The 21,010-nt window shown below is 46.9% G+C and carries 20 protein-coding genes; 17 read left to right on the plus strand and 3 right to left on the minus strand.

From position 1 onward, the window contains the following. Positions 1–2: 2 nt before the first annotated feature. The 8 genes from fabD to CCC70_RS01500 all read left to right on the plus strand — a co-directional run bounded on the left by fabD (position 3) and on the right by CCC70_RS01500 (position 7,820). Positions 3–923: an ACP S-malonyltransferase gene (gene fabD, locus CCC70_RS01465; RefSeq protein WP_287082915.1), complete on the plus strand. Its 921-nt coding sequence runs from the start codon at positions 3–5 to the stop codon at positions 921–923. Positions 924–1,039: 116 nt separating this feature from the next. Further along, positions 1,040–1,780, plus strand: coding sequence for a 3-oxoacyl-[acyl-carrier-protein] reductase (gene fabG / locus CCC70_RS01470; RefSeq protein ID WP_015525540.1), 741 nt, complete (start codon positions 1,040–1,042; stop codon positions 1,778–1,780). 32 nt (positions 1,781–1,812) lie between these two features. Beyond that, positions 1,813–3,054 (plus strand): beta-ketoacyl-ACP synthase II, encoded by a 1,242-nt coding sequence (gene fabF / locus CCC70_RS01475; protein ID WP_287084139.1) that lies wholly within the window; start codon positions 1,813–1,815, stop codon positions 3,052–3,054. Positions 3,055–3,058: 4 nt separating this feature from the next. After that, the gene (gene accB, locus CCC70_RS01480) at positions 3,059–3,640 is read left to right on the plus strand and encodes an acetyl-CoA carboxylase biotin carboxyl carrier protein (RefSeq protein ID WP_287084140.1); all 582 of its coding nucleotides are present in this window, start codon (positions 3,059–3,061) and stop codon (positions 3,638–3,640) included. Positions 3,641–3,697: 57 nt separating this feature from the next. Next, positions 3,698–4,126, plus strand: coding sequence for a 3-hydroxyacyl-ACP dehydratase FabZ (gene fabZ / locus CCC70_RS01485; RefSeq protein WP_015525544.1), 429 nt, complete (start codon positions 3,698–3,700; stop codon positions 4,124–4,126). Positions 4,127–4,135: 9 nt separating this feature from the next. Next, complete coding sequence (locus CCC70_RS01490) at positions 4,136–5,500, plus strand: acetyl-CoA carboxylase biotin carboxylase subunit (protein WP_287084141.1); 1,365 nt, start codon at positions 4,136–4,138, stop codon at positions 5,498–5,500. Beyond that, a complete protein-coding gene (locus CCC70_RS01495) occupies positions 5,490–7,244 on the plus strand; it encodes an acetyl-CoA carboxylase carboxyltransferase subunit alpha (RefSeq protein WP_287084142.1) in 1,755 nt (584 codons plus the stop codon). The genes CCC70_RS01490 and CCC70_RS01495 overlap by 11 nt, the downstream gene beginning before the upstream one ends. Positions 7,245–7,379: 135 nt before the next feature. Then, positions 7,380–7,820, plus strand: coding sequence for a MarR family winged helix-turn-helix transcriptional regulator (locus CCC70_RS01500; protein ID WP_022427168.1), 441 nt, complete (start codon positions 7,380–7,382; stop codon positions 7,818–7,820). A gap of 141 nt (positions 7,821–7,961) precedes the next feature. On the opposite strand, the gene CCC70_RS01505 is transcribed toward CCC70_RS01500, so the two are convergent. Continuing rightward, positions 7,962–8,240 (minus strand): type II toxin-antitoxin system HicB family antitoxin, encoded by a 279-nt coding sequence (locus tag CCC70_RS01505; protein WP_015525547.1) that lies wholly within the window; start codon positions 8,238–8,240, stop codon positions 7,962–7,964. Between the two features lie 305 nt (positions 8,241–8,545). On the opposite strand from CCC70_RS01505, the gene CCC70_RS01510 reads away from it, so the two are divergent. The 5 genes from CCC70_RS01510 to CCC70_RS01530 all read left to right on the plus strand — a co-directional run bounded on the left by CCC70_RS01510 (position 8,546) and on the right by CCC70_RS01530 (position 13,708). After that, complete coding sequence (locus CCC70_RS01510) at positions 8,546–8,989, plus strand: HD domain-containing protein (protein ID WP_287084143.1); 444 nt, start codon at positions 8,546–8,548, stop codon at positions 8,987–8,989. A 293-nt stretch (positions 8,990–9,282) separates the two neighbouring features. Then, on the plus strand, positions 9,283–9,819 hold the full coding sequence (locus CCC70_RS01515) for a cupin domain-containing protein (RefSeq protein WP_118368499.1): 537 nt from the start codon (positions 9,283–9,285) through the stop codon (positions 9,817–9,819). After that, a complete protein-coding gene (locus CCC70_RS01520) occupies positions 9,816–10,622 on the plus strand; it encodes a DNA-3-methyladenine glycosylase family protein (RefSeq protein ID WP_278603409.1) in 807 nt (268 codons plus the stop codon). Before CCC70_RS01515 ends, CCC70_RS01520 begins: the two co-directional genes overlap by 4 nt. A 19-nt stretch (positions 10,623–10,641) precedes the next feature. Further along, positions 10,642–11,931, plus strand: coding sequence for an alpha/beta hydrolase (locus CCC70_RS01525; protein ID WP_021652786.1), 1,290 nt, complete (start codon positions 10,642–10,644; stop codon positions 11,929–11,931). Further along, positions 11,897–13,708, plus strand: coding sequence for a DUF6320 domain-containing protein (locus CCC70_RS01530; protein WP_278603408.1), 1,812 nt, complete (start codon positions 11,897–11,899; stop codon positions 13,706–13,708). The genes CCC70_RS01525 and CCC70_RS01530 overlap by 35 nt, the downstream gene beginning before the upstream one ends. Before the next feature lie 143 nt (positions 13,709–13,851). Here CCC70_RS01530 and CCC70_RS01535 read toward each other — a convergent pair whose 3' ends face one another. Then, the gene (locus CCC70_RS01535; protein WP_278603407.1) at positions 13,852–14,385 is read right to left on the minus strand and encodes a DUF3877 family protein; all 534 of its coding nucleotides are present in this window, start codon (positions 14,383–14,385) and stop codon (positions 13,852–13,854) included. Between the two features lie 47 nt (positions 14,386–14,432). Beyond that, the gene (locus CCC70_RS01540; RefSeq protein ID WP_022427162.1) at positions 14,433–15,068 is read right to left on the minus strand and encodes an endonuclease III domain-containing protein; all 636 of its coding nucleotides are present in this window, start codon (positions 15,066–15,068) and stop codon (positions 14,433–14,435) included. 257 nt (positions 15,069–15,325) lie between these two features. On the opposite strand from CCC70_RS01540, the gene CCC70_RS01545 reads away from it, so the two are divergent. The 4 genes from CCC70_RS01545 to CCC70_RS01560 all read left to right on the plus strand — a co-directional run bounded on the left by CCC70_RS01545 (position 15,326) and on the right by CCC70_RS01560 (position 21,009). Continuing rightward, positions 15,326–17,767 (plus strand): methyltransferase domain-containing protein, encoded by a 2,442-nt coding sequence (locus CCC70_RS01545; RefSeq protein WP_278603406.1) that lies wholly within the window; start codon positions 15,326–15,328, stop codon positions 17,765–17,767. Positions 17,768–17,771: 4 nt separating this feature from the next. Beyond that, positions 17,772–18,689 carry a LysR family transcriptional regulator gene (locus tag CCC70_RS01550; protein WP_278603405.1) on the plus strand — a complete coding sequence of 306 codons (918 nt, stop codon included), beginning with the start codon at positions 17,772–17,774 and terminating at the stop codon, positions 18,687–18,689. Positions 18,690–19,105: 416 nt separating this feature from the next. Then, positions 19,106–20,098: an ABC transporter permease gene (locus CCC70_RS01555; protein WP_278603404.1), complete on the plus strand. Its 993-nt coding sequence runs from the start codon at positions 19,106–19,108 to the stop codon at positions 20,096–20,098. Continuing rightward, on the plus strand, positions 20,092–21,009 hold the full coding sequence (locus tag CCC70_RS01560; RefSeq protein ID WP_278603403.1) for an ABC transporter permease: 918 nt from the start codon (positions 20,092–20,094) through the stop codon (positions 21,007–21,009). The genes CCC70_RS01555 and CCC70_RS01560 overlap by 7 nt, the downstream gene beginning before the upstream one ends. The last annotated feature ends 1 nt before the right edge of the window (position 21,010 follow it).

Raw genomic sequence — 21,010 nt, forward strand, 5'->3', positions numbered from 1 at the left:
AAATGGGAAAAACAGCATTCATCTTTCCGGGCCAGGGTGCACAGAAGGCCGGAATGGGAAAAGATTTTTATGAGAAATACGATACAGCAAAGGATGTTTTCGACTTTGCCGGTGAGTGGCTGGATCTGGATATGAAAGCACTTTGCTTTGAAGAAAATGACAGGCTTGACCTGACTGAATATACACAGGCTGCACTGGTCACTACCTGTCTTGCCATGGAGAAGGTGGTAGAGGAGATGGGACTTCATCCGGATGTAACTGCAGGATTAAGCCTTGGCGAGTACTGTGCTATTGAAGCTGCCGGCGGCATGGAGCTGAAGGATGCTGTTACTACCGTGAGAAAAAGGGGAATCCTTATGGAGCAGGCAGTTCCGGCAGGTAAGGGAAGCATGGCAGCAGTTATGGGAATGGAGACAGAGAAGATCGAGGAAGTGCTTGCAGACATTGCAGATGTAAGCATTGCAAACTACAACTGTCCCGGCCAGATCGTGATCACAGGCCTTGCGGAGGCAGTTGCGGAAGCCTCTGAAAAGCTGAAGGCAGCCGGAGGAAGAAGAGTGATCCCGTTAAATGTCAGCGGACCGTTCCACTCCGCAATGCTTGCCACTGCAGGAAAAGAACTGGGAAAGGTTCTGGAGGGTGTCACACTTCATGAACTTAAAATCCCGTATGTGACAAACGTGACCGCAGAGTATGTGGAAGATCCGGCGGAAACAAAAGCACTTCTGGAAAAACAGATTTCTTCTTCCGTGCGCTGGCAGCAGAGTGTGGAAAATATGATCCGTCAGGGAGTAGATACATTTATTGAGATCGGACCGGGAAGAACCCTTGCCGGATTTATGAGAAAGATCGACAGAAATGTAAAAGTATATAATATCCAGACCGTAGAAGATGCAGAGAAGGTCTGCCGGGAACTGGTATAAATATTGGAAAAAACAGATAAAGAATCAAAAGTATAGTAGGCATAGGGCAGCAGACAGAAATGCCAGGTAACAAATGCGGATCACGGATGACCGCATAACATCAGAAAGGAATTCATATGTCAGAGAAAAAAATCGCAGTTGTAACAGGCGGTGCACGTGGAATCGGGAAAGCCATCGCCCTGGAGCTTGCAAAAGCAGGAAACCTTGTAGTGATCAATTATAACGGCTCAGAAGAAAAAGCCCGGGAAACAAAAGCAGAGATCGAGGCTGCCGGCGGCCAGGCAGATATCCTGCAGTGCAATGTGGCAGATTTTGATGCATGTGAAGCTTTTTTCAAAGCTGTTGCAGAGAAATACGGACGTGTTGATATCCTGGTAAATAATGCCGGAGTTACGAAGGACGGACTTCTCATGAAAATGAGTGAGGAAGATTTTTCCAGAGTTGTTGACATCAATCTGAAAGGAACCTTCAACTGCATCCGTCATGTGTCCAGAATGATGCTGAAGCAGAGAAGCGGCCGGATCATCAGCCTTTCATCGGTGGTAGGCCTTCGTGGAAATGCTGGACAGGCCAATTATGCGGCATCCAAAGCCGGGATCATCGGTCTTACAAAATCCGCTGCAAAGGAGCTGGCATCCAGAGGAATCACGGTCAACGCCATTGCACCGGGATTTATCAAAACAGATATGACGGACGTGCTTTCTGACAAAGTAAAAGAAAATATTGCGGCATCTATCCCCATGGGAAGCATGGGAACAACAGAAGACGTGGCAAAGGCAGCTGCATTTCTGGCATCAGACGGTGCACGTTACATCACAGGACAGGTACTTCGCGTAGACGGCGGAATGGCAATGTAAAGAAGGCTCCCCGGAGTCAGGAGGATAGATTGATGAAAAGACGAGTAGTAGTAACAGGACTTGGAGCAGTAACACCGATCGGAAATGATGTGGAAAGCTTCTGGAACGGAGTAAAAGAAGGAAAGGTGGGGATCGGACCGATCACCCGTTTTGATACGACCGGATACAAGGCAACACTGGCAGCAGAGCTTAAAGATTTTGTGGCAAAGGATCGCATGGATCCGAGAACTGCAAGAAGAATGGAGCCTTTTTCCCAGTATGCGGTAGCAGCTGCACTGGAAGCAGTGGAAAATTCCGGGCTTAAGATGGAAGAGGAAGATCCGTACATGGTAGGCGTTATCATCGGCTCCGGTGTGGGAAGTCTTCAGGCTACCGAGACCAATGAGAAGAAGCTTATGGAAAAAGGTCCTTCAAGAGTGGATCCGCTTCTTGTTCCGAAGATGATCACAAATATGGCAGCCGGAAATGTTTCTATCGCTACCGGCGCAAAAGGAAAATGCACCAACGTGGTAACGGCATGTGCGACAGGAACACATTGTATCGGAGATGCTTTCCGTGCCATTCAGTATGGTGATGCAGATGTAATGCTTGCCGGTGGTACAGAGGGAGCTGTCTGCCCTATCGGTATCGCAGGCTTTGCAAGCCTTACTGCACTGAGCACAAGTGAGGATCCGCTGCGTGCATCCATTCCGTTTGATAAAGACAGAGGCGGTTTTGTTATGGGCGAGGGTGCAGGTGTGGTTGTTCTGGAAGAGCTTGAGCATGCCAAAAAGAGAAATGCCAATATCCTGGCAGAGGTTGTGGGATACGGTGCAACTGCAGATGCTTTCCATATCACATCTCCGGCCGAGGACGGAAGCGGCGCCGCACGTGCTATGGAAAATGCCATGAAGGAAGCAGGTGTTGCACCGGCGCAGGTAGATTATATCAATGCACACGGAACCGGAACACATCACAATGACCTGTTTGAAACAAGAGCTATCAAGCTTGCGTTTAAGGACGCTGCCAAGGATGTAAAGATCAATTCCACAAAATCCATGGTGGGCCATCTTCTTGGCGCAGCAGGAGCTGTTGAGTTTATCATATGCGTAAAATCCATTCTGGACGGATTTATCCATCAGACAGTGGGAACAACAGAAACAGAGGAGGAGCTTGATCTGAACTATATGATCGGCGCTCCGGCAAAACAGGAAGTTCGTTATGCAATGAGCAATTCCCTTGGATTTGGAGGACACAACGGAACATTGCTTGTAAAGAAGTATGAGGAGGACTGAAGCTATGGAATTTAACCAGATCCTTGAACTGATCGATCACGTATCTGCATCAGAGCTTACTGCCTTTACATATGAGACAGCAGATCTGACCTTAAGTATGGAGCATGGAAAGCCACAGATCATCCAGGGGGTTATAGGAGAAACTGTGGAAAACATTCCGGCAGTAGGAATGACCGGTGGAAAAGTCCGCAGGGCAGTGAATACAGCACCGGTGGCGGGCAAAGATCCTGTGGTACCGGCTTCAACAGATGAAATGGCAGTGACAGTGACAGGAAAAACAGTGGCAGAAGCACAGGGAGTGAAAGGTACTGAGCAGTCGGAAACCGTACCACAGAGCGAGGAAGATCAGACAGGCAGCCTGGTAACATCTCCGCTGGTAGGAACCTTCTATGCTGCACCGTCCCAGGATCTTCCGCCTTACGTTCAGGTTGGAGACAAGGTAAAAAAAGGCCAGGTTCTTGCAATCGTGGAAGCTATGAAGCTGATGAATGAGATCGAAAGTGATTTTGACGGCGAGATCGCAGAGATCTATGTGGAGAACGGACAGCCGGTAGAATACGGTCAGAAGCTTTTCCGTATCCGATAAGTACCTTCAGATCAGAATCAGAGAATAAGAAAAATTATTGTTTCAGGAGGATAGAGAATGAAGCATCTTGATGTAAAACAGATCGAGGAGATCATTCCACACAGACATCCGTTTCTGCTTGTGGACTATATTGAAGATTATGAGCCGGGTGAATTTGCTGTCGGATATAAATGTGTGACCTTCCGCGAGGATTTTTTTCGGGGACATTTTCCCCAGGAGCCGGTAATGCCGGGTGTTCTGATGGTAGAAGCGCTGGCACAGGTGGGTGCGGTAGCCATTCTTTCCCTGGAGGACATGAAGGGAAAAACCGCTTATTTCGGAGGTATCAACAAGTGTAAATTCCGCAGAAAGGTAGCTCCGGGAGACAAGCTCCGTCTTGAAACAAAGATCATCCGCAGAAAGGGTCCTGTAGGCATTGGTTCTGCAGTGGCATCTGTGGATGGCGAGGTTGCCGTAGAGGCTGAGCTTACATTTATGATCGGGTAAGGTGATTGTATGATTCGAAAGTTACTGATCGCCAACAGAGGCGAGATCGCGGTGCGTATTATCCGTGCCTGTAGAGAAATGGGAATTGCCACAGTGGCGGTTTATTCTGAGGCAGATGAGGAAAGCCTTCACACACAGCTGGCGGACGAAGCAATCTGTATCGGACCGGGACCATCTGCACAGAGCTATCTGAATATGGAACAGATCATCAGTGCAACCATGGTTTCCGGTGCGGATGCCATTCATCCGGGATTTGGCTTTCTTTCTGAAAATGCCAGATTTGCGGAGCTCTGTGAAAAATGCGGGATCACATTTGTGGGTCCTCCATCAAAGGTCATACGTATGCTGGGCAATAAAAAAATTGCAAGAAGCACCATGATCGCAGCTGGTGTTCCGGTAGTTCCGGGCAGCGAAGGGGATGTGGAGGATATTGAAACCGGTCTTAAGGAAGCTGAGAGGATCGGTTATCCAGTGATCATCAAGGCAGCTCTTGGCGGCGGCGGAAAAGGCATGCGTGTGGCAAACATACCGGAGGAATTTCCGGAAGCCTATGCAACCGCCAGAAAAGAGTCTGAGATCGCTTTTGGCGACGGTACCATGTATATTGAACATTTCGTGGTAAATCCGAGACATATTGAGTTTCAGATCCTTGCAGACAGCTTCGGAAATGTGATCCATCTGGGAGAGCGTGACTGCTCCATTCAGAGAAATCATCAGAAGATGATCGAGGAATCTCCAAGTGCTGCAGTTTCTCCGGAATTAAGAGAAAAAATGGGGCATGCGGCGGTGACGGCGGCGAAAGCAGCCGGTTACGTAAATGCGGGAACGATTGAATTTCTTCTGGAACCGGATGGAAAATTCTGGTTTATGGAAATGAATACAAGGATCCAGGTGGAGCATCCGGTGACAGAGTGGGTAACAGGTATCGATCTTGTAAAGGAGCAGCTGAAGATCGCTTCCGGAATGCCTCTTGAGATCGCTCAGGAGGATGTCCGGATCCAGGGACACGCCATTGAGTGCAGGATTAATGCTGAAAATCCCCAGAAAAATTTCCGCCCTTCGCCGGGAACTATCCAGGGAGCGCATTTTCCGGGAGGAAACGGGATCCGTGTGGATACCTGTGTGTATAACGGCTGTAAGATCCCGCCATATTATGATTCCATGCTTGCGAAGCTGATCGTTCATGCAGGTAACCGGAAAGACGCCATTGCAAAAATGCAGAGTGCTCTTGGTGAGGTGATCATTGACGGAATCGATACAAATATTGACTATCAGTACGAAATCCTGAAAGATGAGGATTATCAGTCCGGAAATTTTGACACTGGCTTTCTTGCCAGCCATATCATTGCGGGAGTGAAGATCAATGAGAATTAAGCACATGTTCAAAAAAACAGTCAGGGATATCCGGGGTGAGGAACAGGAAAACACTCCGGAGGTGCCGGATAACCTGATGCGTAAATGCAACGCCTGCAAAGCGGCGGTTTTTGTAGACGAGGTAAAGCAGAATCAATACATCTGTCCCCACTGCGGAAATTATTTCCATGTACCCGCTTACCGTCGGATCAAACTGATCGCAGATAGAAAGAGTTTTGTGGAGTGGGATGCTCACATGGAAGAACAGAATCCCCTTCAGTACAGAGGCTACGAAGAAAAGCTTCAGGGGCTTCGTGAAAAGACAGGGCTTGATGAGGCTGTAGTTACCGGAAAGTGTACTATAAAAGGGACACCTGTGGCACTTGGTGTCTGTGACTGTCGTTTCATGATGTCCAGTATGGGAGAAGTCGTGGGGGAAAAGATCACGCGGGCTTTTGAACGTGCCACAGAGGAGAAGCTGCCGGTAATCCTCTATATCTGTTCCGGCGGTGCCAGAATGCAGGAGGGACTGGTTTCCCTGATGCAGATGGCAAAAACCAGTATGGCCATCCGGAAGCACAGCGATGCCGGACTTCTTTATGTGCCGGTCCTCACAGACCCGACAACAGGCGGCGTGACGGCAAGCTTTGCTATGCTGGGAGATATTATCCTGGCAGAGCCGAAAGCGCTGATCGGTTTTGCAGGTCCCAGAGTGATCGAACAGACCATCGGGCAAAAGCTTCCCAAAGGCTTCCAGAGAGCGGAATTTCTTCTGGAACACGGCTTTGTGGACAAGATCGTAAAGCGTGAGGAGCAGAGGATCGTATTGGCAGATATTCTGAGATTACATCAGAATAAAGTCCTGAATAATGTACAGTCCGATAATACAGACATTAAAAACAGGATCAATCATGACAATAAGGAATCAATGGAAACTGTTGAGGAAGATAATGCGATCTGGCCGGACTTCGCCCCATCCGGAGATTTCACTCCCTGGGAACATGTCCAGCTTGCCAGAGCCAAAACACGCCCTACAGGAAAGGATTACATCGAAGCACTTTTTGACGATTTCATGGAATTTCACGGAGACCGTCACTGTGGTGATGATCCGGCAGTGATCGGTGGTGTGGCATTTTTCCACGGACAGCCGGTAACTGTTCTTGCACAGGAAAAAGGAGAGGGTACAAAGGAAAACATTGTCCGGAATTTCGGAATGGTTTCTCCGGAGGGGTACTGGAAATCCCTGCGTCTGATGCAGCAGGCAGAGAAATTTCACCGTCCGGTGATCTGTCTTGTAGATACACCAGGTGCATTCTGCGGGTTAGAAGCAGAGGAACGTGGACAGGGTGAAGCCATTGCTAAAAATCTCTATACACTGGCAGGTCTCACAGTGCCGGTGCTTTCCGTTGTGATCGGTGAAGGTGGAAGCGGAGGTGCCCTTGCCCTGGCTGTGGCAGATGAGGTATGGATGCTGGAGCATTCCGTTTATTCCATCCTGTCCCCGGAGGGCTTTGCCTCCATTCTCTGGAAAGACAGCAAAAAGGCGAAGGAAGCAGCAGCGGTGATGAAGCTCACAGCTGCAGACCTTTACCAGATGGGGATGATCGAGCATGTGATCCCGGAAGCAGAGCCTGTAAGCCGTGAGAACATAAATGATATTGCAGGTTATCTGGAAAACGGAATTGCGGATTTTCTTGAGAAATATGGCGAAGAAGAGTCGGAGAAGCTTCTGGAACATCGCTATGAACGTTTCCGGAAAATGTAGAAGCAATAAGTGCAGTGATTTTGTATCCCGCAAAGTAAAAATCCAGTGGAAAAAATGCCATATTTATGTTACGATGGCTTCATAAACAGAGAACCGGAGAAGCCTTTTTACTCCGGAGAAACAGGAGCGGGTAGAGTGGACAATCGGGAAGTTATAAATGACGTGCTGGTGAATCTGTTCAATGAGATCCTCCGACTGGAGGAGGAAGCCATCATCACAGATAAATATAAAGATATTTCCAACAATGATATGCACATTATCGAGGCTGTAGGTCTTGGAGGAGGGAACATGTCCTCCATTGCAGCCAAGCTTAAGATCACTGTAGGCTCCCTCACAACATCTATGAACAGTCTTGTAAAAAAAGGCTATGTGAAGAGAGAACGAAGTGAGAAGGACCGGCGTGTGGTATTTATCCAGCTTACAAATAAGGGACGTATGGCATATCATCATCATGCGGAGTTTCACAGGCAGATGACAGAAGCGGTGATCGCAGAGCTGAATGAGAATGAGACAGAAGTGCTGGTAAAAGCACTGGACGGACTGCGTAAATTTTTTAGACAGTATCACGAACAATGATGAAATGTATAATAAAAGCATCCGGATCGGTAATAAAGGACAATTACCGATCCGGATGCTTTTTGCATAACAGGCATTTTCGACACGGACATTTATTGAAAATGATATTAAATGTCGCCTTTGTTTTTGTGATACGAGAGTTTATTCGTCCCAGCCATCCTGGAAGCGGATATTTACAGAGATATTGCGGACAACGTCTCCTTCCTGAAGCTCCAGATCGCTCTCATCGGAAACCGGAGGAAGCTTTCCCTCAAATTCCATAAGCTCTGTGTAGATCCAGTCGTATGCAGCTGCATTGGCATTTTCGATGGCATCATCCAGCGTGTCACCGTTGGCTTCACAGCAGGCAAGATCCGGAAAAAAAGCATTGTATTTTTTGTCCTCTGTGGGACGGAAAACTGCGGGATATATAAATTTCATAGGTAAGATTCCTTTCTTTTTTAAAATGAAGTGATCCGTGTAATACTACGAATATGGATAGTTTTACCTGACCAAGGTAAGTATATACCAATTTCAGAATGAGGGCAAGCGAGTTCATGATCCAATGAAAAATCTAAATAAGAACAGCAGAGTTTTGGGAGTGTTATAATCAGAAAATTGTCGTATATAAGTAAAAATGATAGATATATAACACTTTTTATCCTTGTATATAGGAAATATAGATGCTATACTGTGTAATACAGAGTATGAACGGGGGTTCGAAAGACCTGACGGGAGGCACAGCTATGATTTATACAGCTTTGACGAAAAAAGCTATGAAGGTGGCATACGAGGCACATCATGGACAGATAGATCGAAGCGGGACACCTTATATCTTTCATCCATTTCATGTAGCGGAGCAAATGGATGATGAACTCAGTGTATGTACGGCACTTCTGCACGATGTGATAGAAGATACAGAGATCACATTTGAGGATCTTACCGGAGAATTTCCGGAAGAGGTTGTGGAGGCATTACGTTGTCTTACAAGAGATAAGAATATGAATTATTTCGATTATATCCGGAAGCTTCGGAAGAATCCGATCGCAAAAAAAGTGAAGCAGGCTGATCTGCTCCACAATTCTGATGTAACACGTCTTTCTGACTGCGAAAATATGTCTACTGAACAGATATCACGGCTGCATGGAAGATATAAACGGGCTTTGGAGATACTTCATGATGCCAGGTGATATTATTTTCGCACAAGTCATTTATTGACTTTTATTCAGTTTTTTCATGCGCATGATCCACACAAAATATCCGTGACCTCAGATATTATTGTGGATCTTCTTAGTGGAAGTATGGATTTCTTGCATTGATCTCCACGTAGCATTTGATCGCATATTTGATAAATTCTATGATTTTTTTCATTTTATTTTCCTCCTCTTTTCTTTAACTTACAAATGCATTATAATAAACTCTCGGAAATATTACGTGCCAAAAACACAGAAAAAGTAGTCAAATATTGCGGAGAGAAAAATCCATGTTTCCAGTATACGAAGAAAAAAAGAAGAATCTCCATATTCATCTGCGGACCTTAGCCCATGCTTCACCCCATCTTCATAACTCCATAGAGTTTATCTATATCACAGAGGGAACTCTGGAGCTTGGTATGGGACAGGAGCTTTATCATATGGAAGAGGGAGATTTTGCAGTGATCTTTCCGGATGTAATCCATCATTATCAGGTGTTCTCTCCGGGAGAAAACAAAGCAGTCTATCTCTGGGCAAAGCCGGTATTGATTGGTCAGTTTGCGGATATCATTCAGAACAGCTGTCCGGAGGACCCGGTTATAAAAAAGGAGCAGGTGCATCCGGATATTGTAAATGCGGTGCGGTGTCTCAGGGCAAACCGCAAGGAGAAGGATGATAATCTTGCAGTGGAGCAGGCGTATGTGCAGATCCCAGGATTTGAAAGTCAGAGGACTTTTAACCGGGTATTCCGGGAACGGTACCGGATGACACCAAGAGAATACAGAACATTATATAAGGAAAAATATTTACGAGAGGAACAGACATGATCACAGTAGAGCTGGAACATTTCAGCCTTGATAAAATATGCGATTCCGGACAGTGCTTCCGGATGAGAAAGCTTGGAGACGGACATTTTTCCATGGTGGCGGGAGACCAGTATCTGGAAATGTATCAGAAAGACGGAGTGGTGGATTTCTGCTGCTCTCAGGAGGAATTTATCTGTTACTGGGTGCTTTATTTTGATCTGGATACGGATTATGAAGCTTACATGAATGCTGCTAATCCACGGGATAAATATCTGGGTGCCGCAATAAAGGCAGGAGACGGGATACGGATATTAAGACAGGATCTCTGGGAAATGATCGTTACGTTTCTGATATCTCAGCAGAACAATATCAAGCGTATCCGCAAATGTATCGAAACCATCTGCCGGAAGTACGGAGAGCGAAAAAATTCATCTGCAGGTGCGGAATACTACGCTTTTCCGACTGTAGAGGCGCTGAGTCAGGCAACGGAAGAGGAGTTAAGAGGATGCGGCCTGGGATACCGGGCAAAATATATCGCAGTAACGGCCAGGACCATTGCATCCGGCCAGATCTCTCTGGAAAAAATCTATGATATGCGTTACCCTCAGGCAAAGAAGGAGCTGATGAAGCTTTGTGGTGTGGGAGAAAAGGTAGCTGAATGTATCTGCCTGTTTGCACTGCATCATATGGATGCTTTTCCCATAGATACCCACATCCGTCAGGTCATGGACGTGCATTACAAAAGAGGATTTCCCAACCGCAGATACAGAGGAATGCGTGGGATCATGCAGCAGTATATTTTTTACTATGACTTGTACTCATAGACTGCGGATGCTATCATAGGTGAAAATAAAGGAAAAATCCACGGAGGAAAAAGTAATCAGAAAATATTTACTGCGATTGAGACAACCACGTATAAAAAAGAAAGAAAACAGATATTATATCCGGGGCTATAAGGGAACGGAAGTGATCATCCGTACAGATCATGAGATTCTGAAGAGGATTGCCTACAGGCGTACCTGCGTGAAACAAGTCTGCATTCCTGGAAGATACGAAACAGAAACAAAATATATCTATACAAGAAAAGAAAACAGAAGAAGCCGCCCAGTCATAGTTCCGGGCATTCCGACCGGGAGAGAAACTGCTATGCCACGTGCCGTGCGGACAGTGCTCCATGCTCTTTCCTATGGCGGGATCGAAGTGGAGGCTTCCAGAAAGCTGGCAGATCTTAAGAAGATGGATCCTATGAGGATCTTTTACAGGACGCTGGATGCGGAAGTTTATAACGGAGACTATAAAGTGCCGATCCGTCTGTTTTTTCCAACAGAAGAGGACATGGAAAATGGTGCCGCCTCCGGAAAAAAACCACCGGTGATCCTGTTTTTCCATGGCGGTGGATGGGTTACGGAAAGTGTAGAGAATTATCAGCGGGTTTGTGCCAGAATGGCACAGTCTACCGGTCAGATCGTGGCGTCTGTTGAATACAGGCTGGCACCGGAATACCGTTTCCCGGTGGGACTGATGGATTGTTATGCAGCTGCGAAGACTTTTTACACCAATCGTTTTCTTCTGAATACGGATCCGGATCGTATCACCATTATGGGAGATAGTGCAGGCGGAAATCTGGCAGCGGCTGTATGTATGATGGCCAGAGACCGCGGAGATTTTTTTCCAAAAAAACAGATCCTTATTTATCCGGCACTGAACAACTGTTATACGGAAGACTCTCCTTTTGAATCCGTAAAAACAAATGGAACCGGTTATCTTCTCACAGCGGAGAAGATGGAAGATTATCTGAAATTCTATGAGAGTTGTCCGGAAGACAGGAGGAATCCCTATTTTGCGCCGATCCTGGAGAAGAATTTTCGAAATATGCCGGATACACTGATACTTACCGCTGAGTTCGATCCTCTTCGGGATGAAGGTGAGGCATTTGGTGAAAAACTGAAGGAAGCGGGAAATCGTGTGGAAGTGCACAGGATCGCAGGTGCGTTTCACGGGTATTTTGCACTGGGGATCAAATTTCTGCATGTGCAGGAGAGCTTTGCATATGTAAATCGTTTTCTGGAAACAGAGGAACAGGAAGAAGGAAAGCATCATGAAGAACGAATATGCACAGTGGAGAAAACTTGACAATGCGGCGCTGGCGTTCCCGGCGGTGACAGGAAAGAATGACACCAGGGTATTTCGTTTTTACTGTGAACTTAAAGAAGAGATAAAAGAAGAAAACCTGCAGGAAGCCCTGGAGAGGACACTGGAAAAATATCCTCTTTTCCGTGCAGTTTTAAGAAAGGGACTGTTCTGGTTTTATCTGGAGAGACGTGATATTCCGGCAGTGGTAAAGAAAGAAGCAGGTGCACCCTGCAGCGGACTTTATATTCCGGACAAAAAAACGCTTCTTTTTCGGGTGAGCTATTATAAGAACAGGATCAATTTCGAGGTATTTCATGCGCTGACGGATGGAACGGGAGCCATGCATTTTCTGATGGAGCTGGTGAAAAATTATCTTCAGGAGACGCACCCATCCGCAGAGCTTCCGGAGCTTTTTCCGGATGAAAACATTACGGGCAGGGATATGGAGGAGGACAGCTTTTCTCAGTATTATTCCTCCGATGCGCCAAGAAAAAGAGAGTCCAAGAAGCCTGCTTTCCAGTTAAAAGGCGAGAAGCTCAGGCAGGAGGATATGGATATCACGGAAGTCTGTGTTCCGGTAAAAGAGATCCACGCCCGTGCAAAAGCGGCCGGTGTGTCGATCACGGTTTTTCTTACGGCAGCACTTATCTGGGCGATCCATGAAGAAGTACCTCAGAATCAGGCGAAAAAGCCCATTGGTCTGATGATCCCGGTAAATTTGAGAAATTATTTTCCGTCCCGGTCTATGGCAAATTTTTTCGGATGGATCGAGATCAGCTGTTATTTTCAGTCTGATACAGCCTTTGAGGATATTCTGAGATCCGTAAAGGAGCAGTTTGCAAAGGAACTGAGTAAGGACGTGATCGAAGCAAAGCTGAATGATCTGGTAAGCTTGGAGAAAAATCCGATCCTGCGTCTGGTACCACTGGAGATCAAAACCCCGTTCCTTCTTGCCGGGACGACTCTCGGAGGGAGGTCTATCACGGCGATCTATTCCAATGTGGGGATTATCCGGATGCCGGAGGAATATCGGAAATATATTCAGAGATTCGGACTTTTTGCAAGCACGGACAGTCTGCAGCTGTGTTCCTGTTCTTTTGGAGATGAGATGGTTTTAAGCTTTACGTCCAAGATCCCCAATGGAAATATTGAGCGGAATTTTGTGGAGAGACTGAAAAATGAGCAGGTGTCCTGTACAATTCGGGAGAATGATCTTCCGGGACAGAAAGAGGAGCAGAAGCAGCAGATGAAGCTTTTTGAAAGCTTTACGTTTCTGTGTATTGTGCTGGCTGTGGTATGTAATCTGATCGATTATCTGCTGGATGGTCATATAGGCTGGGCCTGGTTTGTGACTGCAGGGGCGTTCTGCACCTGGCTGATGGTTTCAGTGGCTTATGTGAAGCGGCGGAATCTCCTAAAGAATGAGATGTGGCAGCTGGTGATCGCAGCTGTTGCAGGAGTGCTTTGGGATGTGTTTACCGGCTGGCGTGGCTGGTCTGTGGATTATCTGCTTCCTCTGGCTTCGCTTGCTGTGATCTGCTCCATGTGGGTGATCACTGCGGTACAGAAGCTGGAGGTGGCGGAATATATGATCTATCTTCTGGAAGCAGGAGCTTTCGGAGGAGTGATCCCTGTGATCCTGCTGGCTGCCGGTGTGGTGACGGTGCTGTATCCGTCGCTGATCTGTATATGCGTCAGCTTTCTGATGCTGGTATGGCTGTTCCTGTTTAAGAGGAAAGATATGGTGCGGGAGATGCAGAAGAAATTCCGTGCATAGAAAATAAAAACAACCGTCGATCTGCAGAGGATTTTTTGAAGATCTGTCTGCAGACCGGCGGTTTTTTGATCAAATCAAGGGAGTCTCCTGCAGGGTTGCGAAAAGCAATAAGCAGTGGGGGAAACTTGCCCGATGTTCGGAGATCAGAATCCGAAGTCCTCATAGTCCTCCGGTGTAAACTTATGATAGATCATATGCTCACCCTCCAGGGACAGACAATACCGGTAGTCATCTGGGATCCCGTCTTCAAAATATACAAGATAATCAAATCCGGTTCCGGTTGTTTTTTCCACGTGTACATGGTCAGAATAAGCATGAAAAACGTCCATCACTTCATCCAGAGTACAGCCATGACGGGCAACTGTGCCTATAAAGTGTACCAGAAATTCACTTGGCTTTCGGTTTTCGTGAACGTAGTCCGAGGCCTGAGGCGGCAGGGTGATGCAGAAACGTCTGTTTTTGGAAGAAGCTGTTACTTTTCCAAGACGGTCACAGGCATAATCTGAGAATTCTTCCATTGCGTGCTGCATTTCTTCTTCTGTAAGCTCTGTGCCAAGAAGGCGGTTCAGAGACTGCAGCGGATAATAAAAACGGGTAACTCCGCTCATGTATCCGATCTTTACCTGTTGTTCCTGGATCATATCCAGGAGATTATTTTCCAGTTTTTTGAAATTCATTATGTTTTTCCTTTCCGGGGTCTGAAGGTTTATTGAACTGCATACATTCAGATCCCATTTTTTTCGCAGATATCATTGAGACAGCAGCGGTCGCAGTAAGGTTTTGTACGCGCTGTACAGACTTCTCTTCCATGATTGACAAGACGGTGGCAGAGATCATTGCCTTCTTCCGGAGGGATGATCTTCCAGAGAGCCATTTCCACCTTTTTCGGATCCTTCATGTCATGGACAAGGCCGATGCGGTTGGAAAGGCGGATACAGTGAGTATCTGTTACAATGGCAGGCTTGCCGAATACGTCACCCATGATCAGGTTTGCGCTTTTTCGGCCCACACCGGGAAGCTTCAGAAGTGCGTTAAAGTCTTCCGGTACCTTGTCGTGATACTGTTCGTGGAGAATGCGCATACAGGCGCTGATATCCCGGGCTTTGCTTTTTCCAAGGCCGCAGGGACGTACAATGGCTTCGATCGCTTCCGGCTCTGCAGCTGCCAGGGCTGCCACATCCGGGTATTTTGCATAGAGATCCTGAACTACTACATTGACCCGGGCATCGGTACACTGAGCTGCCAGACGGACACTTACAAGAAGCTTCCAGGCATCATCATAATCCAGTGTACAGTCTGCATCCGGATATTCCTTTTTTAAACGGCTGATAACTTCATAGGCCAGTTCCTGTGTTGTCATTTGTATATGAACCATCCTTTCAATTTCGGTTATATTACTGAATTACTACAGCCAGGATGATACCACAGCATTCGGAGAATTACAAGGTGGACAGGAGTACGGAAGCAGTGTTTGGCATTCGGAAATTTTATCGGCAGAGCAATGTGGGGAATCCCCCCCAGGGGCTTGTTAATACCCTGACAATTTGGTACATTAAACGTGACCTGTGGGGGGACCTGATTTCCCTCACGTGAATAGAAAAGTGCGGAGGAATCAACGTGGAAAAACTTCTTGATGAAATCGAATCTTACTGGAGCACCCGTACAGAAGGGTACTCCGAAGTGAATCATAAAGAGCTTGCAGGAACGCAGAAAAACGCATGGCTTAAGGTGCTGACCAGTCAGTTTCCGGACAAGCCCAAGGAAGAGATCCGTATCCTGGATATCGGAACAGGTCCCGGATTTTTTCCTGTGATCCTGGCAGAAGCCGGATATCATGTAGATGCAGTAGATTATACGGAAGGAATGCTGGAAAAGGCAAAGGAAAATGCGGGAGACCTTTGCCGGAACATCCGTTTTTGGAGGATGGATGCACAGAAGCTGGATTTTGAGGATAATACCTTTGACGTGGTCATTTCACGAAATCTTACCTGGAATCTGGAGCATCCTGATGTTGCTTACAGAGAGTGGGTCCGTGTACTGAAGGCAGGAGGAAGGCTTCTGAATTTTGATGCCAACTGGTACGGCTATCTTTATGAGGAAGAGCAGCGTAAGGCCTACGAAAACGACCGGAAAAATGTGGAAAACAACAGCCTGGATGATCACTATCTCTGTACGGACATTGAGCGCATGGAGCGGATTGCCCTCCAGGTACCGCTGTCAAAGATCAGCCGTCCCCGTTGGGATGTAAAAACTCTCAGAGAAGCAGGACTTCTTGGAATCCGCACAGACACAGAAATATGGAAAACGGTCTGGAGTGAGGAAGAGAGACTGAATTATCAGTCCACACCAATGTTTATGGTAACCGGTGTAAAGCCGGATCATTTCCTGAATCTTCCGGTTGCGGCAGGAGAAAAAACAGAAGGCTTTCTTGAGCTCGGAGATGGAGAATTTGTCCTTCCTGCAACCATCATCCGTGGAAAAGATCCTGGAAAAACCGTTCTCGTCACAGCCGGGCTTCATGCAGGAGAGTATGTGGGGATCCAGACTCTGATCGAGCTGTCGAAGCGGCTGAAGCCGGAAAAGGTAAAGGGCCAGCTGGTTCTGGTAAAGGTGCTGAACCGGGAAGATTTTGAGAAGCGTGCAGGCAGCATCAGCTGGGAAGACGGAAAAAATCTGAACCGTGTTTTCCCTGGCAGAAAAGATGGCACAAAAATGGAACGACTGGCAGCGGCCATCACAGAATCCCTGATCCGGAAGGCAGATTATTATATCGATCTTCACGGCGGTGATGATTATGAGGAGCTGACTCCGTATGTATATTTTGCAGGCGTGGCAAAGCCGGAGATCGTGGAAGCTTCCCGAAAAATGGCAGAGCAGGTTGATGTCCCATATATGGTACAGTCAAATGTGAGTACAGGCGGCGCCTACAATTATGCGGCAAGTACCTTCCATATTCCGGCGGTCCTTCTGGAACGCGGCTGTATGGGAACCTGGGAACGGGAGGAAGTGGATTCCATGCGAAGAGATGTAAGAAATATCCTCTGCAGCATCGGAGCCTATAACGGAATCCGTTCCCACAGTACGTACTATCCGCTGAAAATGGATGATGTGCGTTATCAGTGCGCCAGTGTCAACGGTCTCTGGTACCCGGTGAAGAAACCAGGCGATATCGTTCATCAGGATGAGTATCTTGGAGAAATCCGTGATTATGAGGGAAATGTACAGGAAATCTGTCGTGCAGACATGGATGGTGTGATCCTTTATCAGGTATCAAGCCTTCAGGTTGTGGAAGGCGGCCCTGTGATCACCTACGGAAATATCGTAAGAGAAAAAGACGAGCGGAAAACAAGGATCGCCCAGTACTGGACCAGGCGCAGCGACAGCTTTCTGGAACAGAGAAGAGCAGAGCTTCACAGTGCACTTGCAGGCCGCTGGATGGCTGAGCTTAAGAAGTATCTGCCTGAGAAAAAGAATCTCCGGATCCTGGATGTAGGCTGCGGAACCGGATTTTTTACCATTCTTCTTGCAAAGGAAGGCCATCAGGTAACCGGGATCGATCTGACGCCGGATATGATCACTCATGCAAAGGAGCTGGCGGAGGAAGAAAAAGCAGACTGCCGGTTTATGGTGATGGATGCAGAAGCTCCGGATTTTCCGGATGAGGAATTTGATGTGATCGTATCCCGGAATCTTACCTGGACACTTCCGGACGCGGAGCATGCTTATCAGGAATGGTTCCGTGTACTGAAACCGGGCGGAGTGATGATAAATCTGGATGCAAATTACGGGGCAGCAGACTTTGCGGACACTGCGGATCTTCCGGAGAATCATGCCCATCATCAGATCCAGGATGAGCTGATGCAGGAATGCGAGGATATCAAGCGGCAGCTGCCCATCAGTTCTTTTCTGCGTCCGGCATGGGATCTGGAAACGCTGAGCCGTATAGGTGTGGAAGAATTTTCCTTTGACCTTGGTATCAGCAAACGTATTTATACAGAAAAAGACGAGTTTTACAATCCGACCCCGATGTTTTTGATCTTTGCAAAGAAACAGAGGTAGGATCATGCTCAATATAAAACAGATACAATATTTTGCAGCCTGTGCCAAAACAGGCTCCTTCAGCCAGGCAGCAGAACTGCTTTTTACCACGCAGTCAAATGTAAGCAAGGTGATCCGTTCCATGGAAGACGATATGCGTACCCAGCTGTTTGTCCGTCATGCAAAGGGCATAGAGCTGACACCGGAAGGAGAGCGTGCATATATCCATGTGCAGAGGATCCTGGAAAATATAGATGAACTGGAAATGCAGGCACAGCCACTTGCAAAAAGCAACCTGTGTGTATGCTTTCATCCCAGCTCCTGGTTTGCGGATACCTTCGTAACGTATTATGAAGCACATAAGTGCGATGATCTTCATTATCAGGTTTACGCAGCAGATACCCATGAGATCATAAAACGTGTGAAAGCCAGACAGGATGATATGGGATTCGCCTATGTGATGCAGAATCAGCTGGCAGCGTTCCAGTATTTTCTTTCCCGGAATTACCTGGAATTTGAGCTGCTGATGGAAACCGAGGTAAATATTTATACAGGGAAGGGGAAAGCAGATACAGCAGATGAGGGAGATTTTAATATGTCCCAGCTCAGGCTGATCCAGAGATTTCCCGATGAATTTTCCCCGGATAATTACCGGAACCTTGTAGAGGAAAACGGTCATTCCGCAGTGGAGGCAGAGACCGTAGTCGTAACAAACAGTGATTATATCGTGGAACGTCTTCTTGGGTCCGGAGAGTTGTGTAATATCAGTGGTGCGGATCTTTCCGGCCGTGATCCGGGATATTCCTCCGTGAAATATACATTTCCGGGAGAAGGCCAGAAACTTGTTTACGGGTGCATTTGCCGGAAAGGTGAAGAGCTCAGTGAACAGGGAAAGGATTTTCTGGGATTCGTGAAGGAAAGACTTCAGATTTCCGGAAAGTGATAAAAGAATAAAGCAAAAGACCAGACGGGATTTTTCTGCACGGGACACAGGTTCCTGATACAGAAAAGTCCCGTTTTTTATATGGAATACACATCCATGCCAAACCCGACTGTCCAATATCCCCGTACCGGGGTTGTCCGAAAGCTGTTAAATGATAAAATAATATCAGCAGCACACTCCGCGTGCTGAATATAAAAACACTGTGATGCACATAACCTCCGCGCACTCCTATTTGTGCATACAAATGTTTTGTCGAATAATAACACGACCCTTTCAAAAGCAGTTATGGTTTTGGATGCCATAACTGCTTTTGAAATATGAACACAAATCGCTCCACTATTTGTGTTCATGAGCATGCAGCAGAACGGAATGCGAATGTCTGTCTGAACTGTAAAGGGCAGTGGGAAAGGAAAATTATGAACAAAGAAAATAAACTCGTCATCCGGATCCTGAAACGGATCCTTCTGCTTGCTGTGGTTATGTTTCTGCTGTCTGTGGTGGTGTTTTGGCTGGCGAGACTGGCACCGGGAGATCCCCTGCAGTCCTTTTACGGAGATTCCCTGGAAATGATGACCAGTGAGGAAGTGGCTGCGGCCAGAACGAGACTGGGACTGGATCAGGGGATCGGGGTACAGTATGTAAGGTGGTTTACCAACGTAGTCCATGGTGATTTCGGATTGTCGCTGAAATACAGGCAGCCGGTTATGAATGTGATCAGACCGCTGATCGGAAATACTCTGGTGCTGGGAGGAATTGCTTATATTGTGATCTTTCTACTGGCAGTTCTGATCGCCATATTCTGTACGCTCCATGAGGATCAGTGGATCGACCGGCTGATCTGCAAGATCGGAACAGCAGCCTATTATGTGCCGGCTTTCTGGCTTGGTGTGGTACTGATCCTGATCTTCAGTGTAAATCTTGGATGGTTCCCAAGCAGCGGTGCCTATGATGTGGGAATGGCAGATAGTATCGGCAATCGTATGAAGCATATGATCCTTCCGCTGGTAGTAATGATCTTCAGCCATCTCTGGTATTACGCATATATGATACGTAACAAATTCCTGGATGAGGTGCGGAAGGATTATGTACTTCTTGCCAGATCCAAGGGACTTTCCAAAAGAAAGATCCTGTGGAAGCATTGTCTTCGAAATGTAATGCCGACGATCGTGAGTATCATGGCAGTTTCGGTACCCCATGTAACCGGTGGGACTGTAACTGTGGAAGCTGTTTTCAATTATGCGGGAATTGGAAATCTTGCAGTGGAATCTGCAAAATATCATGATTATAACCTGCTGATGATCGATGTGCTGATCACGGGATTTATCGTATTTTTAAGCAGCTTTGTTGCACAGACTGTCAATGAAGAGATCGATCCAAGAATGAAGGATTCGGAGGTGAGGGTATGGTAGCTGACCGGAAGCTTTCAGAAGCTGAGCTTTTTCAGGTAGTTGGTGCCGGGTGGAAACAGTATGAATCTGAAAAACGGAAAAAAACATTTCAGGAAAAGCTGAAGGGGAAACCGGTATTTTCTGCGTTCCTGCTTTTTCTGATCGTTTTGGGCTGTGTATTTGCAAATGTTGTGGCAAATCATGATCCCTCAGGTTTTTATCTCCAGAATCTGAATACACCGCCGGGAAAGGAATTTATCTTTGGAACGGATTCGCTTGGAAGAGATATTTATTCACTGATCTGGTATGGCGGAAGGGTTTCTCTGGTGATCGGGCTTCTGGGAGCTGCGATCATTACTGTGATCGGTGTTACCTACGGATGCATCAGCGGAACAGCAGGGCCAAAGGTGGACTCGGTTCTGATGCGGTTTACGGAAATGTGCGGAAGTATTCCGACGCTTCTGCTGATCCTGATCCTGTCAGCAGTCCTTCAGGCCGATGATGTGATCAGCATATCTGTGATCATCGGTATTACCGGATGGTTTGCACTGGCCCGTATTGTAAGAAGTGAAGTGCGGCAGATAAGGAACAGTGATTATGTGATGTATGCAAGACTTTGCGGAGGAAGTTTTGGATATGTGATGTATCACCATCTGATACCGAATTTTGTTTCGGCGATCATGTTTGTAGTAATTTCTTCGGTAAGCAGCTGTATTACCATGGAATCTACTTTAAGCTTCCTTGGCCTCGGGCTTCCGGCAGATGTAGTCTCCTGGGGAAGTATGCTCTCACTGGCAAATAAAGCACTGATCATGAATACCTGGTGGGTGATCGTGATCCCCGGAGTTTTTCTGGTCATTACTTTAATGTGCATTACCAGTATGGGAAGCTTTGTGAGAAGTGAGGTAAATAACCATTACAGCAATCTCTGAT

The sequence above is a fragment of the Blautia sp. LMAG:89 genome, assembly GCF_008679485.1.
GTDB classification, from domain to species: Bacteria; Bacillota; Clostridia; order Lachnospirales; family Lachnospiraceae; genus Blautia_A; species Blautia_A fusiformis.

Bases quoted from the DNA above. Each gene is read 5' to 3' on its own strand.
- fabD (WP_287082915.1), top strand. From the start codon at position 3: ATGGGAAAAACAGCATTCATCTTTCCGGGCCAGGGTGCACAGAAGGCC.
- fabG (WP_015525540.1), top strand. From the start codon at position 1,040: ATGTCAGAGAAAAAAATCGCAGTTGTAACAGGCGGTGCACGTGGAATC.
- fabF (WP_287084139.1), top strand. From the start codon at position 1,813: ATGAAAAGACGAGTAGTAGTAACAGGACTTGGAGCAGTAACACCGATC.
- accB (WP_287084140.1), top strand. From the start codon at position 3,059: ATGGAATTTAACCAGATCCTTGAACTGATCGATCACGTATCTGCATCA.
- fabZ (WP_015525544.1), top strand. From the start codon at position 3,698: ATGAAGCATCTTGATGTAAAACAGATCGAGGAGATCATTCCACACAGA.
- CCC70_RS01490 (WP_287084141.1), top strand. From the start codon at position 4,136: ATGATTCGAAAGTTACTGATCGCCAACAGAGGCGAGATCGCGGTGCGT.
- CCC70_RS01495 (WP_287084142.1), top strand. From the start codon at position 5,490: ATGAGAATTAAGCACATGTTCAAAAAAACAGTCAGGGATATCCGGGGT.
- CCC70_RS01505 (WP_015525547.1), bottom strand. From the start codon at position 8,240: ATGAAATTTATATATCCCGCAGTTTTCCGTCCCACAGAGGACAAAAAA.
- CCC70_RS01510 (WP_287084143.1), top strand. From the start codon at position 8,546: ATGATTTATACAGCTTTGACGAAAAAAGCTATGAAGGTGGCATACGAG.
- CCC70_RS01515 (WP_118368499.1), top strand. From the start codon at position 9,283: ATGTTTCCAGTATACGAAGAAAAAAAGAAGAATCTCCATATTCATCTG.
- CCC70_RS01520 (WP_278603409.1), top strand. From the start codon at position 9,816: ATGATCACAGTAGAGCTGGAACATTTCAGCCTTGATAAAATATGCGAT.
- CCC70_RS01530 (WP_278603408.1), top strand. From the start codon at position 11,897: ATGAAGAACGAATATGCACAGTGGAGAAAACTTGACAATGCGGCGCTG.
- CCC70_RS01535 (WP_278603407.1), bottom strand. From the start codon at position 14,385: ATGAATTTCAAAAAACTGGAAAATAATCTCCTGGATATGATCCAGGAA.
- CCC70_RS01540 (WP_022427162.1), bottom strand. From the start codon at position 15,068: ATGACAACACAGGAACTGGCCTATGAAGTTATCAGCCGTTTAAAAAAG.
- CCC70_RS01550 (WP_278603405.1), top strand. From the start codon at position 17,772: ATGCTCAATATAAAACAGATACAATATTTTGCAGCCTGTGCCAAAACA.
- CCC70_RS01555 (WP_278603404.1), top strand. From the start codon at position 19,106: ATGAACAAAGAAAATAAACTCGTCATCCGGATCCTGAAACGGATCCTT.
- CCC70_RS01560 (WP_278603403.1), top strand. From the start codon at position 20,092: ATGGTAGCTGACCGGAAGCTTTCAGAAGCTGAGCTTTTTCAGGTAGTT.